Source organism: Pseudomonas simiae, from assembly GCF_000934565.1.
In the GTDB taxonomy this organism is placed as follows: domain Bacteria; phylum Pseudomonadota; class Gammaproteobacteria; order Pseudomonadales; family Pseudomonadaceae; genus Aquipseudomonas; species Aquipseudomonas simiae.
The window spans coordinates 2,457,647-2,477,964 of the sequence record NZ_CP010896.1 but is presented as its reverse complement, the minus strand read 5'-3'; the positions used below and the strand labels follow the sequence as shown (position 1 = coordinate 2,477,964).

General features: G+C 62.5%; 6 protein-coding genes. 4 read left to right on the top strand and 2 right to left on the bottom strand.

The annotated features are described in order from the left end of the window. Positions 1-14: 14 nt before the first annotated feature. Both pvdN and pvdO read left to right on the top strand, forming a co-directional pair. On the top strand, positions 15-1,286 hold the full coding sequence (gene pvdN / locus PF1751_RS11170; RefSeq protein WP_021491742.1) for a pyoverdine-tailoring periplasmic protein PvdN: 1,272 nt from the start codon (positions 15-17) through the stop codon (positions 1,284-1,286). A gap of 34 nt (positions 1,287-1,320) precedes the next feature. Continuing rightward, complete coding sequence (gene pvdO, locus PF1751_RS11165) at positions 1,321-2,181, top strand: dihydropyoverdine dehydrogenase (RefSeq protein ID WP_010211056.1); 861 nt, start codon at positions 1,321-1,323, stop codon at positions 2,179-2,181. Positions 2,182-3,095: 914 nt separating this feature from the next. Here the strand turns inward: pvdO and PF1751_RS11155 are convergent. Then, positions 3,096-3,926: a formyl transferase gene (locus PF1751_RS11155; RefSeq protein ID WP_031291047.1), complete on the bottom strand. Its 831-nt coding sequence runs from the start codon at positions 3,924-3,926 to the stop codon at positions 3,096-3,098. Between the two features lie 200 nt (positions 3,927-4,126). On the opposite strand from PF1751_RS11155, the gene PF1751_RS11150 reads away from it, so the two are divergent. Next, positions 4,127-5,779 (top strand): cyclic peptide export ABC transporter, encoded by a 1,653-nt coding sequence (locus PF1751_RS11150; protein ID WP_044287024.1) that lies wholly within the window; start codon positions 4,127-4,129, stop codon positions 5,777-5,779. Positions 5,780-5,889: 110 nt separating this feature from the next. Continuing rightward, positions 5,890-8,325, top strand: coding sequence for a TonB-dependent siderophore receptor (locus PF1751_RS11145; protein ID WP_010211060.1), 2,436 nt, complete (start codon positions 5,890-5,892; stop codon positions 8,323-8,325). 144 nt (positions 8,326-8,469) lie between these two features. Here PF1751_RS11145 and PF1751_RS11140 read toward each other — a convergent pair whose 3' ends face one another. Continuing rightward, positions 8,470-20,316 carry a non-ribosomal peptide synthase/polyketide synthase gene (locus PF1751_RS11140; RefSeq protein ID WP_044287023.1) on the bottom strand — a complete coding sequence of 3,949 codons (11,847 nt, stop codon included), beginning with the start codon at positions 20,314-20,316 and terminating at the stop codon, positions 8,470-8,472. Between the last annotated feature and the right edge of the window lie 2 nt (positions 20,317-20,318).

The window sequence follows — 20,318 nt, the reverse complement described above, 5'->3', positions numbered from 1 at the left end:
CCAGAAGCCCGTCCATGACCGACCGCCGTACCTTTCTCAAGCAGGCTGGTGTATTTGCCGCCAGCCTGCCACTGGGCGCCGCCCTGCTTCCGCAGGCCCTTGCCGCCCCTGCAACCGATGACCCATGGACGGGGCTCAAGCAACTGTTCAACCAGGACCCGGATTACCTGCACTTTTCCAATTTCCTGGTGGCTACCCACCCCAAGCCGGTGCGCGAGGCTATCGAGCGTTACCGCGCACAGATCGACCGCAACCCAGGGCTGGCCATGGACTGGGACCTGCAGGAAACCTGGAAGCGCGAAGGTCAGGTGCGCGAGTGGGCGGGACGCTACCTGAAGGCCACCCCGCCGCAGATCGCCCTCACCGGCAGCACGTCCGAAGGGCTGGCGATGATTTACGGCGGGATCAAGGTGCGACCTGACCAGGAAATCCTCACCACCGTCCACGAACACTATGCCACCGAGTACAGCCTGGACTTTCGCGTGCGCAAGGAGCAGACCCAGGTCCGCAAGATTCGCCTGTTCGACAGCGCCAACCGCGTGTCTGCCGACGAGGTGCTGGGCAACATCCAGCGCAATATCCGCCCCAACACCCGCGTCCTCGGTATGACCTGGGTGCAGTCCGGCAGCGGCGTGAAGCTGCCCATTGGCGAGATCGGCAAGCTGGTCGAAGAACACAACCGCAACCGTGACGACAAGGACCGTATCCTTTACGTGGTGGATGGCGTGCACGGTTTCGGCGTAGAAAACCTCGACTTCCCGGATATGCATTGCGACTTTTTCATCGCGGGTACCCACAAGTGGATGTTCGGCCCACGCGGCACGGGCCTGGTCTGCGCCCGCGACCCGCAAAACAACGACGTGACCCCGATGGTGCCAACCTTCTCCGAAGACAAGGACTTCGCCACCGTCATGACCCCGGGCGGCTACCACGCCTTCGAGCATCGCTGGGCGGCGGACGAAGCCTTCAAGCTGCATCTGCAACTGGGCAAGGCGCAGGTGCAGGCGCGGATTCATGCACTCAACACCGAACTGAAAGACCAGTTGCTGGCACACCCAAAGATCGAACTGGTCACCCCCCACAGCCCTGAACTGTCGGCCGGTTTCACCTTCTTCCGCGTCAACGGCCAGGACAGTGATGCCGTGGCGGCCTACATGATGAAAAACCGCGTGGTGATCGACGCCGTGGACCGCGATGTCGGCCCGGTGATCCGAACCGCCCCCGGCCTGCTCAATTCCTCCGCCGAGATCCAGCGCTTCATGACCTTGCTGAGCCAGCGGGCGTGACACCCACCTTTTCCCCTTTGAATGAGAGGCCCACATGAACAAACCGCTCACAGCCCTGGCGCTTTCCGCCCTGTGCAGCGCCTTGCTGCCCAACCTGGCCCAGGCCGCCGCGCCACAACCCGGCAAAGTGTTCAAGGACTGCAAGGACTGTCCGGAAATGGTGGTGCTGCCTGCCGGCACCTTCACCATGGGTACGCCGGACGATGAAGTCGGCCGCGAGCCGGATGAAGGCCCGATGCACGACGTGACCTTCGCCAAACCGTTCGCCATGAGCCGCTTCCACATCACCGCCGGCGAATGGGACAGCTACATCCGCCAGACCGGGGTGAAGATCGCCGACGGTGACACCCGCCCCGGCCGCGAATGCATCGCCAGCAAGCCGCGCTACCCCCAGGGCCCACGCCAGCCGGCGGTGTGCATGGACATGGACGACATCAAGCAGTACGTGGCCTGGCTGTCGAAAAAAACCGGCCAGCAGTACCACATGGTCAGCGAAGCCCAACGTGAATACGCTGCGCGCGCCGGTTCTACCGGACCATTCCCCTTCCCGTTCGACGAGGGCAAGGACTACAGCATCGCCAAGCACGCCAACACCTATGGCCCGGCCGATGGGTACAGCTACTCGTCGCCCGTCGGCAGCTACCCGCCGAATGCGTTTGGCATGTACGACATGCATGGCAACGTCTACGAGCGAGTGGCCGACTGCGAGCACTCCAACTATATCGGCGCGCCTACCGACGGCAGCGCGTGGATGGAGCCAAACTGCGAGGGCTACATGATTCGCGGCAATGACTGGGGAGAAGCGCCGGTGTTCTCGCGCTCCGGCAACCGCAACAACATCTACCCGCAGACGCGGGGGGATTGGATTGGCTTCAGGGTCGTGCGCGACCTGTAATAACGCAGAAGATCAAATGAGGGAGGGGACTTACCCGATGGTGGTGTACCCGTCAGAGTATCAGTACCTGACCTACCGCCCTCGGCGGCATAAGTCTCTACACAACGCTGTAGCAACCCCGGCGACCAAGGCAACCCAGGTAACCCAGGTAACCCAGGTAACCACGATGCGAAGCGAGCCGCTCTTGATCTCGCTTTTGATCTCAGGCGCCCCGTCAAACACGCTGGCCGGAATTCGACAGGGATTTGGGGGGTAAACCGGCAGGGATGCCGGTTTAGCCGCCCCGCGCCATGGATGGCGCGTAGCGGCGGCCCCCCAAATACCTGTCGGATTACGGGCACACCGAGCCTAGGCGAGGTGCCGAGTGTTGGGGCGAAGGCCTTTTGGTTACTTTTGGGCCTTTCCAAAAGTGACCCGCCGTAAGGGCGGAACCCATAGCGGCCGTTACCCAAATAACGGATATGTACCCAGTCTGATCCAACATCCAGGCCAGCGGTCAGGCCGCCACGGGAGCAAGCTCCCTCGCCACAGGTCCAGCGCCATACCCAGAATTGTGTAGATACCGAGGCCTCGATGGCGCTGAATCAGTCACCTGATGAATTGACTGACACACCGCTATCGGGGGCAAGCCCCCTCCCACATTTGGATCGCAGCCTAACCGTTAGATGGCGCTCGGCTGTCAGGCCGCCACGGGAGCAAGCTCCCTCGCCACAGGTCCAGCGCCATACCTAGAATTGTGTAGATACCGAGGCCTCGATGGCGCTGAATCAGTCACCTGATGAATTGACTGACACACCGCTATCGGGGGCAAGCCCCCTCCCACATTTGGATCGCAGCCTAACCGTTAGATGGCGCTCGGCTGTCAGGCCGCCACGGGAGCAAGCCCCCCTCCCACATTTTTAACTGTGCCCGCTTTAGATTCCCTGCTGCGCCAACAACGCCAACCCTTCATGCAACGCCGGGAACAGGCTGTTATTGAAGTTGTTCCAACGCAACTCAAGGATGGTGTCCTCCGGCGAGATCTCGGTCTTGAGCACGTCGTGGAACACTTCGCCCGAGTCGATGCCGTTGTCCACGTAGTGGAACGACGCGCCGGTGAGGTACAGCGGCGCCGAGGGCGTCGTGGCCTTGGTCGCCCAATCCGTGACCGTCAGCCCACGCGCGCCGTACAGGGCATTCCAGGTCGCATAAGCACCACGGCGCTCGTACGGCGATTCGATGCGGGTGATACCTGGGTGGATGTTCATGATGCGACGGGCAAACGGCGCACCGGGGCGCACCAGCTCGTCCAGAATCACCAGCAGGCCGTCCAGCACCACGATATCGGCCTTCAACTCCACCAGCGTGTCATGCAGGCGGCGTTCGAAATCCTGCTTGCCGGCGATATGTTCCGCGCTGCCCCGAGGCAGGCGCCGATAGGTCGACGGCACACTCAGTAACAGATCATTGACCAGGCGCCCCTGCACGCGCAGGTCGGCGGGATACAGCCACTGGCGACCCGGCTGGTAGGCAAAACCGTAGTCGCTGACCAATTGCTGGTCCCGTGGGTTCTGCTCGTCATCGTCATACACCACGCCCACCAGGTTGTAGGCCTCGCCCAGCGGCGTGTCGTTCAGCGCCCCCACCAGGGATTCCAGCACCGACATCATGTAGCGCTCATGGTCCTTGTACGCCACCGGCTGCCCGGCCTTGTCGGCCGCGGCATTGCGCAGGGACCACACGTACACCAGATTCTTTTTCGTCATTGTCTCGCTCTCGCTGGATAGATCAGGCACGCGCCAATACGCGTGCGCCTACACCACAAGAACGAACCAGCCCACGCGCAATTTATCCACCCCGGCCACCGCCCGGCACACCGAGCTAAATAGTCGCGCCGACACTTCGTTTGTCATGGGTAAGGGTCTGTGTGCCCAGCCCCCTCTTTTTCACTTTCCGGGAAGTATTTATGACCGACCCCAAGCGCGGCGCCTTCAACGGTCTGCTCGCATTGCTCAGGCCCTTTCGCACCATCGTGACCGTCTCCGTCGCCCTGGGCATGGCCGGCGGCCTGGCCATCACGTTGCTGCTGGCGACCATCAACAATGCCCTGCACTCCCCACAAGGCATGACCCAGGGCGTGATCCTGACCTTTGCAGCCTTGTGCGTGCTGGCCCTGGTCAGCTCGATCATTTCCGACATCGGCACCAACTACGTCGGCCAACGGATCATTGCCGCCCTGCGCAAAGACCTGGGGGAAAAAGTGCTGTCGGCGCCCATCGGGCAAATCGAGCGCTACCGCTCCCATCGACTGATCCCGGTGCTGACCCACGATGTCGACACCATCAGCGACTTCTCCTTCGCGTTCACGCCCTTGGCCATTGCCGCCACGGTGACGCTGGGCTGCCTGGGCTACCTGGCTTACCTGTCGGTACCGATGTTCCTGATGATGGTCGTCGCCATCGTGATTGGCAGCGCCGTGCAGTTCATCGCCGGCGGCAAAGGTATCCAAGGCTTTGACTTGGCACGCAGCCATGAAGACGAATTGCAGCGTTATTACAACGCCATCGCGTCCGGCGCCAAGGAACTGCGCATGCATCGGCCACGACGCTTTCGCATGAACACCCACCGTATCCAGGAAACGGCGGACCGCATCAGCGATATTCAGGTGCGTTCGGTCAACATCTATATCCTCGCCAAGACCTTCGGCTCGATGCTGTTCTTCGTCGTCATCGGCCTGGCCCTGGCGATGCAGGCCTATAACCCGAACCCGGACCCGACCGTGATCACCGGCTTCGTGCTGGTGCTGTTGTACATGAAAGGCCCGCTGGAACACCTGCTGGGTTACCTGCCCGTGGTGGGCAAGGCGAAGATTGCCTTTGGGCGTATCAGCGAGTTGTCGGAGCGCTTCTCCTCTCCGGAACCGCACCTGCTGATGGATGACAGCGAGGCGCCGACACCGATCGTCAACAGCCTGGAACTGCGCAACGTGAGCTACAGCCCACCGGCCGTGGAAGGCAGCGAGCCGTTTCACCTGGGGCCGATCAACCTGAGCATTGCCCAGGGCGACATCGTGTTTATCGTCGGCGAAAACGGCAGTGGCAAGACCACGCTGATCAAATTGCTGCTGGGGCTCTACCCGCCGCAGTCCGGCGAAATCCTGCTCAACGGCGAGGCCGTGACCGACCCCGAGCGCGATGACTATCGCCAATTGTTCACCACGGTATTCGCCGACTATTACCTGTTCGACGACCTCGTCCAGGGCAGCGCCACCCAGTCACTGGACAGCGCGACTAAATACCTGGAACGCCTGGAGATCGCGCACAAGGTCAGCGTCAAGGACGGCGTATTCAGCACCACCGACCTGTCCACCGGCCAGCGCAAGCGCCTGGCACTGGTCAACGCATGGCTGGAAGAACGCCCAGTGCTGGTGTTCGACGAATGGGCCGCCGACCAGGACCCGGCCTTCCGTCGAATTTTCTATACCGAACTGCTGCCGGACCTCAAGCGCCTGGGCAAAACCATCATCGTGATCAGCCATGACGACCGTTATTTCGACATCGCCGATCAGCTCGTACGGCTGCGCGCCGGCCAGGTGGTGCACGAGATGGAGCCTGCATGAAATTTTCTTTTCCGGTTTTCCGAAGTAGAAACGTCTCACTAGTGGTAATGAGAACCAACCTCAATAAACTTTAAAATTTGCCCACTTAAAACACAGAAGAGAAACCATCCATGTCAGCACGACTCGGTCTCAGCCCACTGAGCAAAGCGCTAACCAGGGCCCTGAACATCAACCTCCTGCCGAGCGCGCTTGCCCTTGCGGTATCGCTGCCGGTTGCCGGCTATGTGCAGGCACAGGAGATCGAGTTGGACATTCCAGCACAGGCACTGGGGAGTGCACTGCAGGAATTCGGCCGCCAGGCCAACCTGCAGGTGCTGTACAGCCCGACCGACGTAGCAGGAAAAAACAGCACTGCGATCAAAGGCAAACTGGATCCGCAGCAGGCGATCAACACCTTGCTGGCAGGCACTTCAACCACCCACAGCCTCAGTGGCAACGCGCTGACCGTTACCGCCGCCGGCGCGTCCGCCGGGCTGGAATTGAGTCCGACCCAAGTGACCGGCAACGTGCTGGGCAACATCACCGAGGGCTCCGGCTCCTACACGCCGGGCACCATTGCCACGGCCACGCGGCTGACCCTGACCCCGCGGGAAACCCCACAGTCGATCACGGTGATTACCCGGCAACATATCGAGGACTTCGGCCTCAACAACGTCGATGACGTGATGCGCCACACGCCTGGCATCACCGTATCGGCCTATGACACCGACCGTACCAACTATTACTCGCGTGGATTCTCGGTCAACAGTTTCCAGTACGACGGTATTCCGTCCACCGTGCGCAACGTCGGCTACTCGGCGGGGAACACCCTGAGCGACATGGCGATCTATGACCGCGTCGAAGTGCTCAAGGGTGCCACCGGCCTGCTCAACGGCGCCGGCTCCCTGGGCGCGACCATCAACTTGATCCGCAAGAAGCCGACGTCGGAGTTCAAGGGCCATGTGCAACTGGGGGCCGGCTCCTGGGACAACTATCGCAGCGAAGTGGATGTGAGCGGCCCGTTGACCGACAGCGGCAATGTCCGGGGCCGTGCAGTGGCGGCGTACCAGGACAAAAAGTCCTTCATGGACCACTACTCGCGCAAGACCGAAACCTACTACGGCATTACCGAGTTCGACCTGTCACCCGACACCATGTTGACCGTCGGCTTCGACTATCAGGACAACATTCCAAAAGGCTCCAGCTGGTCCGGTTCGTTCCCGTTGGTCAACTCCAACGGCAGCATCAACAAGATGCCACGCTCCTATAACAACGGCACCACCTGGAGTTCCTGGGAACAGAACACCCGCACCGCCTTTGCCATGCTTGAGCATGATATGGGTGACGGCTGGGTCACTAAATTCCAGCTCGACCACAAGATCAACAGCTACCATGCCGACCTCGGTTCGATCCAGTTTGTCCAGCCGGCAGCCGATGGCACCGCCGAGATCAACGGTCAGAAATACACCGGTGAAACCAAAAGCACTTCGGCCGACCTCTACGCCACCGGGCCTTTCAGCCTGTTCGGCCGCGAACATGAACTGGTGGTGGGCGGCTCGATCGGCACGTCGCGTTGGCAAGGCAAGGGGTACTGGTCGCCAGAATGGCCAGGCGGCAATAAAGTCGATTTCTATAACTGGAATGGCCACATCGCCAAGCCGATCTACGGCCCTGTCCAACAATACATCGACGACACCATCCGCCAGACCGGCTACTACATGACCACACGCTTGAACGTGATGGATGACCTGCACGTAATCCTCGGTGGGCGCGTCGCCAACTACCACGTCACCGGCATCAACCCTTCCTACAAGGAAACCGGCCGGTTCGTGCCTTACGCCGGTGTGGTCTACGACCTCAATGACAACATTTCGGCGTACGCCAGCTACACCGATATTTTCCAACCCCAGGAAAGCACCTACAAAGATCGGAATCAGAAGCTGCTGGAACCGGATGAAGGGCAAAACTATGAGTTGGGCCTCAAGGGCGACTTCCTCGATGGCCGCCTGAACGCCAGCGTTGCTTACTTCGAAGTGCATGAGACCAACCGCGCTATCTCGGACGATGCCTACAACAACCAGACCCCGGCCCCCAGCAACTACGCGTTCAAGGGTTCCAAGGCCGTGACCAAAGGCTATGAAGCTGAAGTTTCCGGTGAGCTGAGCCCAGGCTGGCAGGTTCAGGGCGGCTACACCCACAAGATCGTGCGTGACGATAACGACAAGAAAATCTCCACCTTCGAGCCTGAGCACCAGGTCAACCTGAACACCACCTACAAGCTCAAGGGCGACCTGGATCAATTCACCATTGGTGGCGGCCTGCGCTGGCAGAGCAAGGGTTGGTATGAAATCTACAACTCGCCGCTCAACACCAACCAGGACATCACCCAGAAGGCCTATTGGCTGGTGGACTTGATGACCCGCTACCAGGTCACCAAGAACCTCTCGGCGACTGTCAACTTCAATAACATCTTCGACAAGTCCTACTACACCAACGTGGGCTTCTATAACTCGGCTGCCTACGGTGAGCCGCGCAACGTGATGTTCAGCACCCGCTGGGACTTCTGATGTGATGCCTTGATCGCCCTTGCGGCGATCAATCGAAAGCCCGATGGAAGCGCTGCTTTCATCGGGCTTTTTTGTGCCCCGCCCTCCCCTGTGGCGAGGGAGCTTGCCCCCTCGCCACAGGTTCAGTGTTCATCATTTGAGGTGTTATTCCATGGCGGCCACCAGGCTACGGATGAACTCGGCACTGTCGATGATCCCGTCGTGATCAGTCTCGATCACCACTGAACGCTCGATCCGCCCCTGAACAAGGGTGCTTGCCATGTGCTGCTCAATGAGGTCCTTGAACTGACCGGCGCGGCTCATGGACGCCCACCAGCAACTGACCGGGGCCTTGATCGGCTTGAAGTCCGCCGCCGACAGACGCTCACTCAGCGCGCGGTCGACCTCCCAGGAAATCTGCGCCTCATTGCCACGCAGCAACTCGTCCTTGATACCGGTAAAGGCCTCGCCCAGGGTCTGCTCGGCCCAGGCGATAAACCCTTGCCACTGCCCCGCTTCGTCTTGGGCATCACGCTGACATTGCTGCCAGGCCGCCTGAATCCGCTCGGCAAACGCCGGGAACATCACGCCCAACAAGGCCGCACGCCGCTCGTTCGCCGAGATTTCACGGTCATCCTCGGTGACGACCGCCTGCCAATAGGGCGTGAGCCACTGCGGCGGCGCGGCGTCGATCCAGCCGACAAATTCGACGTCGCGTCCCGCTTGCTCCAGCACGTAGGCCACTTCCATCGCCAGGTTGCCACCCAACGACCAGCCTGCCAGGCGGAAGGCGCCTTGGGGCTGGGCCAACAGAAGTTGCTCGGCGTAATCCTCGACCATGGCTTGCCATTCGGGCACCTCTGCCCCCGCCTCGGCCAGCGCACGACAGATCACCCCGAACACCGGACGCTGCTCCCGTAGCGCGAGGGCAATCGCGGTGTAGCAATGCACCGAACCGAAGCTTGGGTGGAACATGAACAACGGCGTGCCTTCGGTCTGGCTGTTGAGCTTGACGATCAACGAGCTGCGCGCGTCGCCCTGCAGGCAGTTAACCTGGCCACGTACCGTCGGGTTAAGCATCAACTGGCTGACGGACAAGCCGACACCGCTGACTTTACGGATACGTTCCTTGAGCATCAGCACCAGCAAGGAGTGACCGCCCAACTCGAAGAAGTTGTCGTTCAGCCCTACGCGCTCGACACCCAGGACATCCCGCCAGATCGCCGCGACCTGCTGCTCGATGGCGCTTTGCGGGGCCTGATACGCGCCTGCACCTTGCGCCTCCGGTTTAGGCAACGCCTTGCGGTCCAGCTTGCCATTGGGGCTCAGGGGCATCTGTGTCAACACCACCCACTGTGCCGGCACCATGTAGTCCGGCAACTGCGCCGCGAGGTGCATCGCCACCTGTGCTTTCCAATCCTCGCTCGGCGCCTGCAGCACCAGGTAGCCCACCAGGTGCGTGCCGTCCACGGCGAGCACCGCCGCTTCACGCACACACGCGTGCTCCAGCAGGCGGGCCTCGATTTCACCCAACTCGATGCGCAAGCCACGCAGCTTGACCTGGTGATCGATGCGCCCGGCATACTCGATCACCCCATCGTCGCGATAACGCGCCAGGTCCCCGGTGCGATACAAACGGCTGCCACTGCCGAACGGATCGGTCACAAAGCGTTCGGCGGTCAGCGCCGGCCGACGGTGATAACCGCGCGCCAGGCCGACGCCGCCGAGATAGAGTTCACCCAACACGCCAACGGGTGCCGGTTCCAAGTTGCCGTCCAATACGTAGCAGCCCAGGTTGGCGATCGGCCGACCAATCGGCACGGCGTCACGCCCTTCGTCGACGCAGGTCCAATGGGTCACGTCGATTGCCGCTTCGGTCGGCCCATACAGGTTGTACAAACCGGCATGGGGCAGCTTGGCGAACACCTGTTGCTGGGCATCCACCGGCAGCGCTTCACCGCTGCACACAATGCGCTGCAGGCTATGACAGGCGCCGACGCCGGCATCCTGCAAGAAGGCCTGGAGCATGGACGGCACAAAGTGCAACGTCGTGACGTGCTCGGCGTTGATCAGGCTCACCAGCCTGGCCGGATCACGATGGTCGCCCGGCGCTGCCACGACCAGGCGCGCGCCGGTCATCAACGGCCAGAAGAACTCCCACACCGACACGTCGAAACTGAACGGCGTCTTCTGCAAGACCGTATCACTGCCCTCCAGGCCATACGCGTGCTGCATCCAGCACAGCCGGTTGGTCAGCGCCGAATGGCGGTTACCCGCGCCTTTGGGCTGGCCGGTGGAGCCCGAGGTGTAGATCACATAGGCGAGGTTTTCGCCATCGACGGTGACTAGCGGATTCTGCTCGGCGTAGGCCTGCAACCACTCATCGCCCTGCTCCAGCACCAGGCTGTGCAAGCCCGTTGGAATCGGCAGTTGCTCCAGCAAATGCGCCTGGGTCAACAATAGCTTCACGTCGCTGTCTTGCAGCATGTAGGCCAATCGATCGCGGGGGTATTCCGGGTCCAGCGGCACATAAGCGCCACCGGCCTTGAGTACCGCCAGCAGGCCAACGACCATTTCAATCGAACGCTCAACCGCCAGTCCCACGAGGACATCCGGCCCAACGCCGGCTGCTATCAGGCGATGCGCCAGGCGGTTTGCCCGACGGTTAAGCGCGGCGTAACTCAACACCTGCCCGGCGAATACCAGCGCCGGTGCGTCCGGTGTGCGCACCACCTGGGCTTCGATCAGCTGATGCACCGCAAGGTGCAGCGGGTAGTCCGCGGCTGTGGCGTTCCAGGCATGCAGGACCGTTTCGCGCTCGGTACTGGCCAGCGAAGGCAACGTTGCCAGACGCTGAGCGCCGTCCACTGCCAATGCCTGCAACAGCTGCTGGAAGTGCTCGGCCAACTGTTCGATATGCGCCGCGCTGAAGGCGTGGCGGTCGTAATTGAACTCCATGCCCAAGGTGTCACCGATGCCCAGCAACACGGTCAACGGGTAATGGGTTTGCTCCAGGCTGTGGACGGCACCGAACGTCAGGCCCGAGGGTGCGCCCTGCTCCAGCGCTTCGGAGACCGGGTAGTTCTCAAACACCAGAATGCTGTCGAACAGCGCTTCGCCCCCCAGCCCGGCCCAGCGCTGGATCTCGAACAGCGGCGTATGCTCCTGCTCACGCAAGCGCACGTTCTGCGCCTGGATCTGCTGCAGCCACTGGCTGACCGTCATCTGTGCATCCGGCGTGGCAACGACGGGCAAGGTGTTGATGAACAGACCCACCTGTTGTTCGATACCGCGCAATTGCGCCGGACGGCCTGCCACGGTGGCGCCGAACGCCACGGTGGCCTGTCCGGTGTGATGCTGCAACAGCAGCAGCCAGGCGCTTTGCACCAGCGTATTGAGGGTGACTTTATGGCGCTGTGCGAAGGCCTTGAGCTGAGCGGTCTGGCTGGCGTCCAGGTTCAGACGGTGCTCGCCGTTGACCGCCAGCGCCTCGCTTTGCGCAGCCTGTAGGCCACGGGCCAAGCGGGTCGGTTCCTGCAGGTTGAGCAGTTGCGCTTTCCAGAATGCCTCGCTGACCGACTTGTCCTGCGCCTGCAGCCAGGCAATGTAATCGCGGTAACGCCCGATGGGCGCACGCAGCGGTTCACCGGCGTAATGTTGCAGGACCTCGCCAAACAACTGCGAACCACTCCAGCCGTCCATCAAGATGTGGTGGTTGGTGTAGATCAAGTGATAACGGGACGCCCCCGTACGGACCACCGTCAGGCTCAGCAACGGCGCCTGTTCCAGCACGAACCCCTGGGCCCGCGCCGACTCGGCGAGGCTATCGAGTGCCGCACTGCTGTCAGGACGACCTTGCCAGTCCAGCTCGGCGAACGGCATGCGCATCTGTTTGTAGACCACCTGCAACGGCTGCTCAAACTCGGTCTGCCAGAGAAAACCGCTGCGCAGGATCTCATGGCTGTCCACCGCCGCCTGCCAGGCCTGGCGGAAGCGCGGTACATCCAGGCCCTCGACATCGATGCGCATCTGGTTGATGTAGTCACCCGAGCCTTCGCCGTACAGCGATTGGAAGAGCATGCCTTGCTGCATCGGCGACAGCGGGTAAACGTCTTCGATGTCAGCCACCGTCACCGGCAAGCTGTCCAGTTGCGCCTGGGACAGGCGCGCCAGCGGGAAGTCCGAAGGCGTGACACCCTGGTTGACACCACAGTGCTCGATCAACGCCTTGAGTTCCGCGGCGTAGTCATCCGCCAGGCGTTGTACCGTCGCCTCGTCGAACATCTGCTGGCTGAAGCTCCAGTTCAACTTCAATTCGCCCGCGTAGACCTGGCCGTTGATTTCCAACCAGTTGCCCAGCGGGGCCTCGCCACTCTGTTCGGCACCACTGCCATCACCGGAGGGGACGAACAAGCCTTCTTCGCCGCCGTCAAAACTGCCGTCGAATTGCCCCAGGTAGTTGAAGGTGATGCGTGGGCGCGGCAGTTCGCTCAGGGCCTGTTGAGCCTCGGCATTCCCCAGGTAACGCAGGGCACCAAAGCCCAGGCCCTTGTCGGGAATCGCGCGCAGCTGCTCCTTGATCTGCTTGAGGGAGCCGGCCAGCGAATCGGTCGGCACCAGCTTCACCGGGTAGAGGCTGGTGAACCAGCCGACGGTACGGGTCAGGTCGATCTCGTCGAACAGGTCTTCACGGCCATGGCCTTCCAGGCGGATCAACATCGACGCGTCACCGGTCCAGCGCACAACGACGCGCGCCAGTGCGGTCAGCAACAGGTCATTGATCTGGGTGCGGTAAGCACTGGGGGCGTCCTGCAACAGACGCCGCGTGAAGACCTGATCCAGATGGGTGGTCACGCTCAGCGCATGCCGGTTGCTCAAACTGGCCTGTGGATCGGCCCCCGGCAGGCCGGTTGGGCTGCCTTGCAACTGCGTCTGCCACCAGGCCAGTTCCTGCGCCAGTGCGGCGCTGCGTGCATAGGCTTGCAGACGCTCGGCCCAGGCCCGGATCGCGCTGGTCTTGGCGGGCAACACGACCGTGGCACCTTGGGCAACTTGGCGGTAAGCCGTTTGCAGGTCTTCCAGCAGGATGCGCCAGGACACGCCGTCCACCACCAAGTGATGAATCACCAGCAGCAAGCGCTGGGAGCCGTCGGCCAGATCGACGAGCACTGCACGCAGCAGCGGCCCTTCGCTCAGGTCGAGGCTGCGCTGGGCTTCCTCACCCAGGGCCTCCAACTCTTCGACCGCATTCAAGGTGGTCTGCCACAGGACCTGCTCGGCCTGATGCTGCTGCGGCCCGCGATACGCCGCGCTCCAGCCTGCCGCGCCCTGGACGAAACCGATGCGCAAGGCGTCGTGATGCACGATCAAGGCCTGCAGCGCCGCCACCAGCAGCGGCGCCTGCAACGCCTGGTGTGGCTGTAGCACCACCGACTGGTTCCAGTGGTGACGCTGGGGGATGTTATCGGCGAAAAACGCCTGCTGGACGGGCAGCAACAACAAATCACCGGTCAATGCCGACTGATCCAGCACCACCGCGCCCTCGCCTTCGCGGGCCACGGCCGCCAGGCTCTGGACCGTCTGGTGCTGGAACAGATCCTTGGGCGTGAAGCGCACACCGGCCTGGCGGGCACGGCTGACCACCTGGATCGAGATGATCGAGTCACCGCCCAATTCGAAGAAGTTATCGTGCAAACCAACACGTGGCAGACGCAGCACGTCGGACCAGATCGCCGCGATCTTCTGCTCCAGCTCACTCTGCGGCGCCACGTACACCTGCTGCATCTGGCTGACATCCGGGCGCGGCAAGCCCTTGCGGTCAAGCTTGCCGTTCGGCGTCAGCGGCATGCGCTCAAGGAACATCAGGTGCGTGGGCACCATATAGTCCGGCAAGCGGGCTTTCAGGGCGCGGCGCAGGGCTTCGCGGCAGGTCGACTGCGCCACTGCGTCGTCGATCAGCAGCGGGTCGAGCGGCACTACATAGGCAACAAGTTGCTTGCCGCTCGGCCCCTCCTGGGCCACCACCACGGTTTCTCCGACACTGTCCTGCTCGCGCAGGCGGGCTTCGATCTCGCCCAACTCGATACGGAAGCCCCGGATTTTCACTTGATGGTCGACGCGACCGAGGTAATCCACCACACCATCCGGGCGGCCACGGGTCAGGTCGCCGCTGCGATACACACGGCTGCCGGGCTTGCCGAATGGGTCCGGCACAAAGCGTTCGGCGGTCAGGGCCGGACGCTCCAGGTAACCCCGGGCCACGCCCTCACCGCCCAGGTACAACTCGCCGGCGACGCCGATGGGTTGCAGGTTGAGTTGCGCGTCCAGCACGTAGCCGCTGCGGTTGCCCAGCAGCGTGCCGATCGGCGCGTAGACGGCTCCGCAGGGGTCGCCCTTGCGCGCTTTCCACAGTAACGGCGTGACCACGGTTTCCGTCGGGCCGTAACCGTTGAACAGGTAGGTCGGCTTGAGTGCGCGCCAAGCCAGGTCATAGCTGGCCTGGGCCACGGCATCACCGCCGAAGCAATACACACGAACCTTGGGCGGGTTACCGTCGCGCTCGGCATGTTCGGCCAACTGTTGCAGGTACACCGGCGGGAACACGGCCATGGTCACGTGATGGCGATGCATCTGCTGGTAGGTGTACTCCGGCAGCCACAGGCTGTCATCGCGAATCAGCACGCTGGCGCCGTTGATCAGCGGGTGCATCCAGCCTTCGTGGGAGCCGTCGAAGGCAAACGACATGAAATGCAGTTCGCAATCGGCCGGCGATGTTTCATAACGCTCGCCGGTGGCAATGATGTGCGCCACCAACGGGCCGTGGGACACCGCTACGCCCTTGGGCATGCCGGTGGAGCCGGAGGTGTAGATCACGTAGGCGAGGTTGTCGCCATCCAGCACGACCTCGGGTGCGCTGTCGTCGTTGGCGGACCAGGCTTGCGTCTGGTCCACGGCAAGGGCTTCCAGGCCGTCTGGAATCGGTAAGCGCTGTTGCACCGTCGAATGGGTCAACAGCAATCGGGCACGGCTGTCCTGCATCATGTACAGCAGGCGGTCACGCGGGTATTCGATGTCCAGCGGCACGTAGACGCCGCCGGCTTTCATCACCGCCAGGAACGCCACCATGATCTCGGCGCTGCGTGGCATGGCAATCGCCACGCGCACTTCGGGGCCAACGCCACGGGCGATCAATGCATGGGCCAGGCGGTTGGCCTGGCGGTCCAGCTCGCCGTAAGTCAGCTGTTGCTCGCCAAATTTCACCGCCACCGCCTCGGGGGTTTCCCCGGCGCGGTCGGCCACCAACTCGTGAACCAGACGCTTGGCCGAGAAACCTGCGTCGCTCTGGTCCCACCGTTGAAGGATCTGCTGCCGTTCGGTGTTGTCCAGCAGGTTCAATTGGCTGAGAGTCTGCCGTGGGTCGGCAACCATGCCTTGCAACAGGTTCTGCCAGTGTCGCGCCATGCGTTGCACGGTACTGGCCTCAAACAGGTCCTGCGCATAGCCGAGCGTGGCCCAGATACCTTCGGTGGATTCCTGGATATCCAGGTCCAGGTCGAAATGCGCCGTCTTGCTTTCCCATTCCAACCCCTCTACCGAAAGATTCGGCAGTTGCTGCTGAACCTGAGCCTGGCCCACGTCGGTCTGGTGGTTGAACATCACTTGGAACAACGGGTTGTGGCTCAGGCTGCGTTCGGGTTGCAGCGCTTCCACCAGTTGTTCGAAGGGCAGGTCCTGGTGGGCCTGGGCGTCCAGCGCCCGTTGCCGGGCCTGTTGCAACAGCTGCTCGACGCTCATCTGCCCGTGGAGATCGGCCTTGAGCACCTGGGTGTTGACGAAGAAGCCGATCAGACGCTCGGTCTCGCTGCGATTGCGGTTGGCGATCGGCACCCCGACACGGATCTCTTCCTGGCCACTGTAGCGGTGCAGCAGCGTCTGGAACGAGGCCAATAGCAGCATGAACAAGGTCACGTCCTGCTGCTTGGCCAAGGCCTTGAGGCCTTGGGTCAACGCGCCGGGCAGTTCGAATGCCAGGCGCGCGCCACGATGGCTTTGCACAGCAGGACGCGGGTGGTCGAACGGCAACGCCAACACGCTCTGCTCACCGCCGAGCATGTCGCGCCAATACGCCAGTTGACGGGCCTTCTCGCCCGCCTCCATCCAGTTGCGCTGCCATACGGCGTAGTCGGCGTACTGAATCGGCAGCGCCGGCCATTGCAACACCTGTCCCTGGCTGTAGGCCGCATACAGTTGCACCAGCTCTTCAACCATCAGTTGCATCGACCAGCCATCGGACACGATGTGATGCTGCACCAAGACCAGTACATGTTCATCAGCGGCGATGCGCAGCAACGAAACCCGCAGCAAAGGCCCTTGTTCCAGATTGAAGGGTTGGGCGATTTCGGCCTCGACCCGTGCCTTGAGTTGCGCTTCATGCACCTCGGCGTGCGCTATCTGCAACGACACCTGCGGCGAAATTATCTGAACCGTGCGGTCGCGCTCCTGGCGCAAATGGGTGCGCAGGCTTTCATGCCGAGCCAGCAAGGTATCGAAACTGCGTTGCAGTGCGCCCAAGTCAAGCTGCCCTTTCAAACGCAAGGCGCTGGGGATGTGGTACGCGGCGCTTTGCGGCTCCAGTTGCCACAAAAACCACTGGCGCTCCTGGGCGTAGGACAGCGGCAACGGCTGGTCCCGCCCTACCGGCAACAGCGCGGGCGCGGTCGGTGCGTCTGGGTCCTGGGTTGCCAGTGCGGCGACAAACCCCTCCAGGCGCGGCTGTTCGAACAGCAGCTTGAGCGGCACTTCGAGCTTCAATGCCTGACGAATGCGCGAGACCACTTGCATGGCCAGCAGTGAATGCCCGCCCAGTTCGAAGAAGTGATGGGTCAGGCCCACACGCTCGACGCCAAGAATATCGGCCCAGATCGCCGCAACCTGCTGTTGCCGTGGCGTAACCGGTGCCTGCCAGGCCTGTTGCACCGCGCTGCCATCGGGTTTGGGCAGCGCCTGGCGGTCAAGCTTGCCGTTGGGGTTCAACGGCATGCGGTCGAGGAAGATCAGGTGCGCAGGCACCATGTAATCGGGCAGTTGCTCACGCAAGGTGGCCTTGAGCGTTTCGCCCGCCGCAGCCTGTTCCGCCGCGGACAACGGTTGGGCCGGTACGAGGTAGGCCACCAACTGGTTGTCGGCGGCCAGCAGGAAGGCTTCGCGCACCGCCTCCTGTGCCAACAGGAGCGCTTCGATCTCACCCAACTCGATACGGAACCCGCGAATTTTGACCTGATGGTCGACGCGACCGACATATTCGATCACCCCGTCAGCGCGATAACGCGCCAGGTCACCGGTGCGGTAAAGACGCTCGCCCAGGGTGCTGAACGGGTCGGCGACAAAACGTTCGGCAGTCAGGCTCGGGCGTTGCAGGTAATCACGGGCCAGGCCGCCGGCACTGGCAATGTACAGCTCACCCACGGCGCCCACCGGCAACAGGTTAAGGTCAGGGTCCAACACATACAGGCCGCGCCCCGGCAACGCGCGACCAATCGGGCTGGCCGTCGCACCCATCACGGCATTGTCATCGCTGCAATCGAGCACGCTGGACACCACCGTGGCCTCGGTCGGCCCGTAGGTATTGAGCAGGCGTACATGCCCCAACCCCGCGCGTCGCCACAGCACCGGGCCATCCAACGGCATCGCTTCGCCGCCGATATGCACCTGGCGCAATGCGCCATAGGGCCGTGGCCCCGCTGCCAGGCAATCCTGCAGGAACAGTTTCCAATAGGCCGTGGGCAAGTCGGCCAGGGTGATGCCTTGGTCGATAATCTGTCGGTACAGGTCCGCGCCGTCCCACAACTGCGGCCCGCGCAACACGACCGTCGCGCCCAAGGTCAGGGCCGGGTACAGCTGCTCGACAAAGCCATCGAAGTTAAGGGTCGCGAACTGCAGTACGCGGTCGTCCGCGACCAGACGCGAATACTCGGCCGCGATACCGGCGAATTCGCTCAATGCCGCATGGCTGATGGCAACGCCTTTTGGCTTGCCGGTGGAGCCGGAGGTGTAGATGACATACGCCAGGCTGCGGGGCTCGAACGCGGTAGGCGGGTTGTGCTCGGCACACTGCGCCAGCTGCGCGTCGGCCAGGTCGATGTCCAGCGCCGTCAGATCGGCCGGCAATGGCAAACGATCGCGCAGGTGGGATTGGGTTAACACCAGGCGCACACCACTGTCATCGAGCATATGTACCAGGCGTTCACGCGGGTATTCAGGGTCAAGCGGCACGTAGGCACCACCCGCCTTGAGCACCGCCAACAGGCTGACCACCATAGCAAAGGAGCGCTCGACCGCGATCCCCACCAGCACTTCCGGGCCTACGCCCTGGGCGATCAGGTAGTGTGCCAGGCGATTGGCCTGGCGGTTCAGTTCACCGTAGCTGAGCGTTTGGTCATCCAGGGCCAGCGCCTGGCGCGCCGGATGTTCGCGGGCCTGGGCCTCGAACAACTGGTGCACGGCATGCGGTGCCGCGACGGTGGCGGGGGCATTCCAGTCCTTGAGCATCCGCTGTTGTTCGGGCGCATCGAGCATCGACAGCACGCAAAGACGGCTGCGAGGTGCGCTCACTGCCGCCTGGAGCAGGTTCTGCCAATGCTGCGCCAAGCGTTCGATGGTTGCGCTTTCGAACAGGTCGGTGGCATAGGTCAACGCCGCCCAGAGGCCTTCAGCGGACTCATGGGTGTCCAGGCTCAGGTCGAAATGCGTGGTCTGGTTTTCCCAATCCAGCTGCGCCACCCGCAGGCCGGGTAATTGCTGGCCATCGCGTCCGCCCTGGGCGTCGGTCTGGTGGTTGAACATCACTTGGAACAGCGGGTTGTGGCTCAGGCTGCGCTCAGGTTGCAGCGCCACCACCAGTTGTTCAAACGGCAAGTCTTGGTGCGCCTGGGCTTCCAGGGAGCGGCGCTTGGCCTGTTGCAGCAGTTCGGCAAAGCTCATCTGCCCGTCCAGGTCGGCCTTGAGCACTTGGGTGTTGACGAAAAAGCCGATCAGCCGCTCGGTTTCCACGCGGTTGCGGTTGGCATTCGGTACGCCGATGCGGATGTCCGACTGGCCGCTGTAGCGAAACAGCAGGGTCTGGAACGAGGCCAGCAACAGCATGAACGGGGTTACGCCCTCTTGCTGGGCCAGGCGCTTGATACCGGCCACCAGGTCCGCCGGCAGATGCACCTGCAAGCTGGCGCCGCAATGGCTTTGCTGCGCCGGGCGCGGATGGTCCAGGGGTAATTCCAGCACCGGTTGCTCACCGCCCAGCAGGTCCTGCCAGTAGGCCAATTGACGGGCCTTCTCCCCGGCCTCCATCCAGCTGCGCTGCCACAGCGCGTAGTCGGCGTAGTGGATCGGCAAACCCGGCAGTTGCACCTCCCGGCCTTGGCTGTGCGCGGCGTAGAACTGCACCAGTTCCTCGACCATGACCTGCATCGACCAACCATCGGAAATGATGTGGTGCTGCACCATCACCAGCACATGCTCGTCTTCGGCCAATTGCAGCAAGCTCACGCGCAACAGCGGCCCCGCCTGCAAATCGAAAGGCCGGGCTATCTCAGCCCCGACGCGCGCCAGCAATTGCTGTTCGTCGGCAACGTCCTGGCGTATCTCGATGCGCGCCTCAGGCGCTACGTTTTGCAGCAGGCGCTCGCCGTCCTGTACCAGGCGTGTGCGCAGGCTTTCATGGCGGGCCAGCAGGCTGTCGAACGCGCGTTGCAGCGCCGCCAAGTCCAGACGGCCCTGCAAACGCAGTGCGCCGGGAATATGGTAAGTGGCGCTGTCCGGGTCCAGTTGCCAGAGAAACCACTGGCGCTCCTGGGCGTAGGACAACGGCAGCATCTGGCCGTCCTCACGGATCGAGGCAATCGGCAGTTGAGCGAAGCTCATACCCCGGCTTTGCAGGCGCTGGTAAAACTGCTGGCGCTGTTCCAGAGGCAGGCGAAGGAAGCGCGAAACCAGATCGATATTAGGGTTGGAAAGCATGG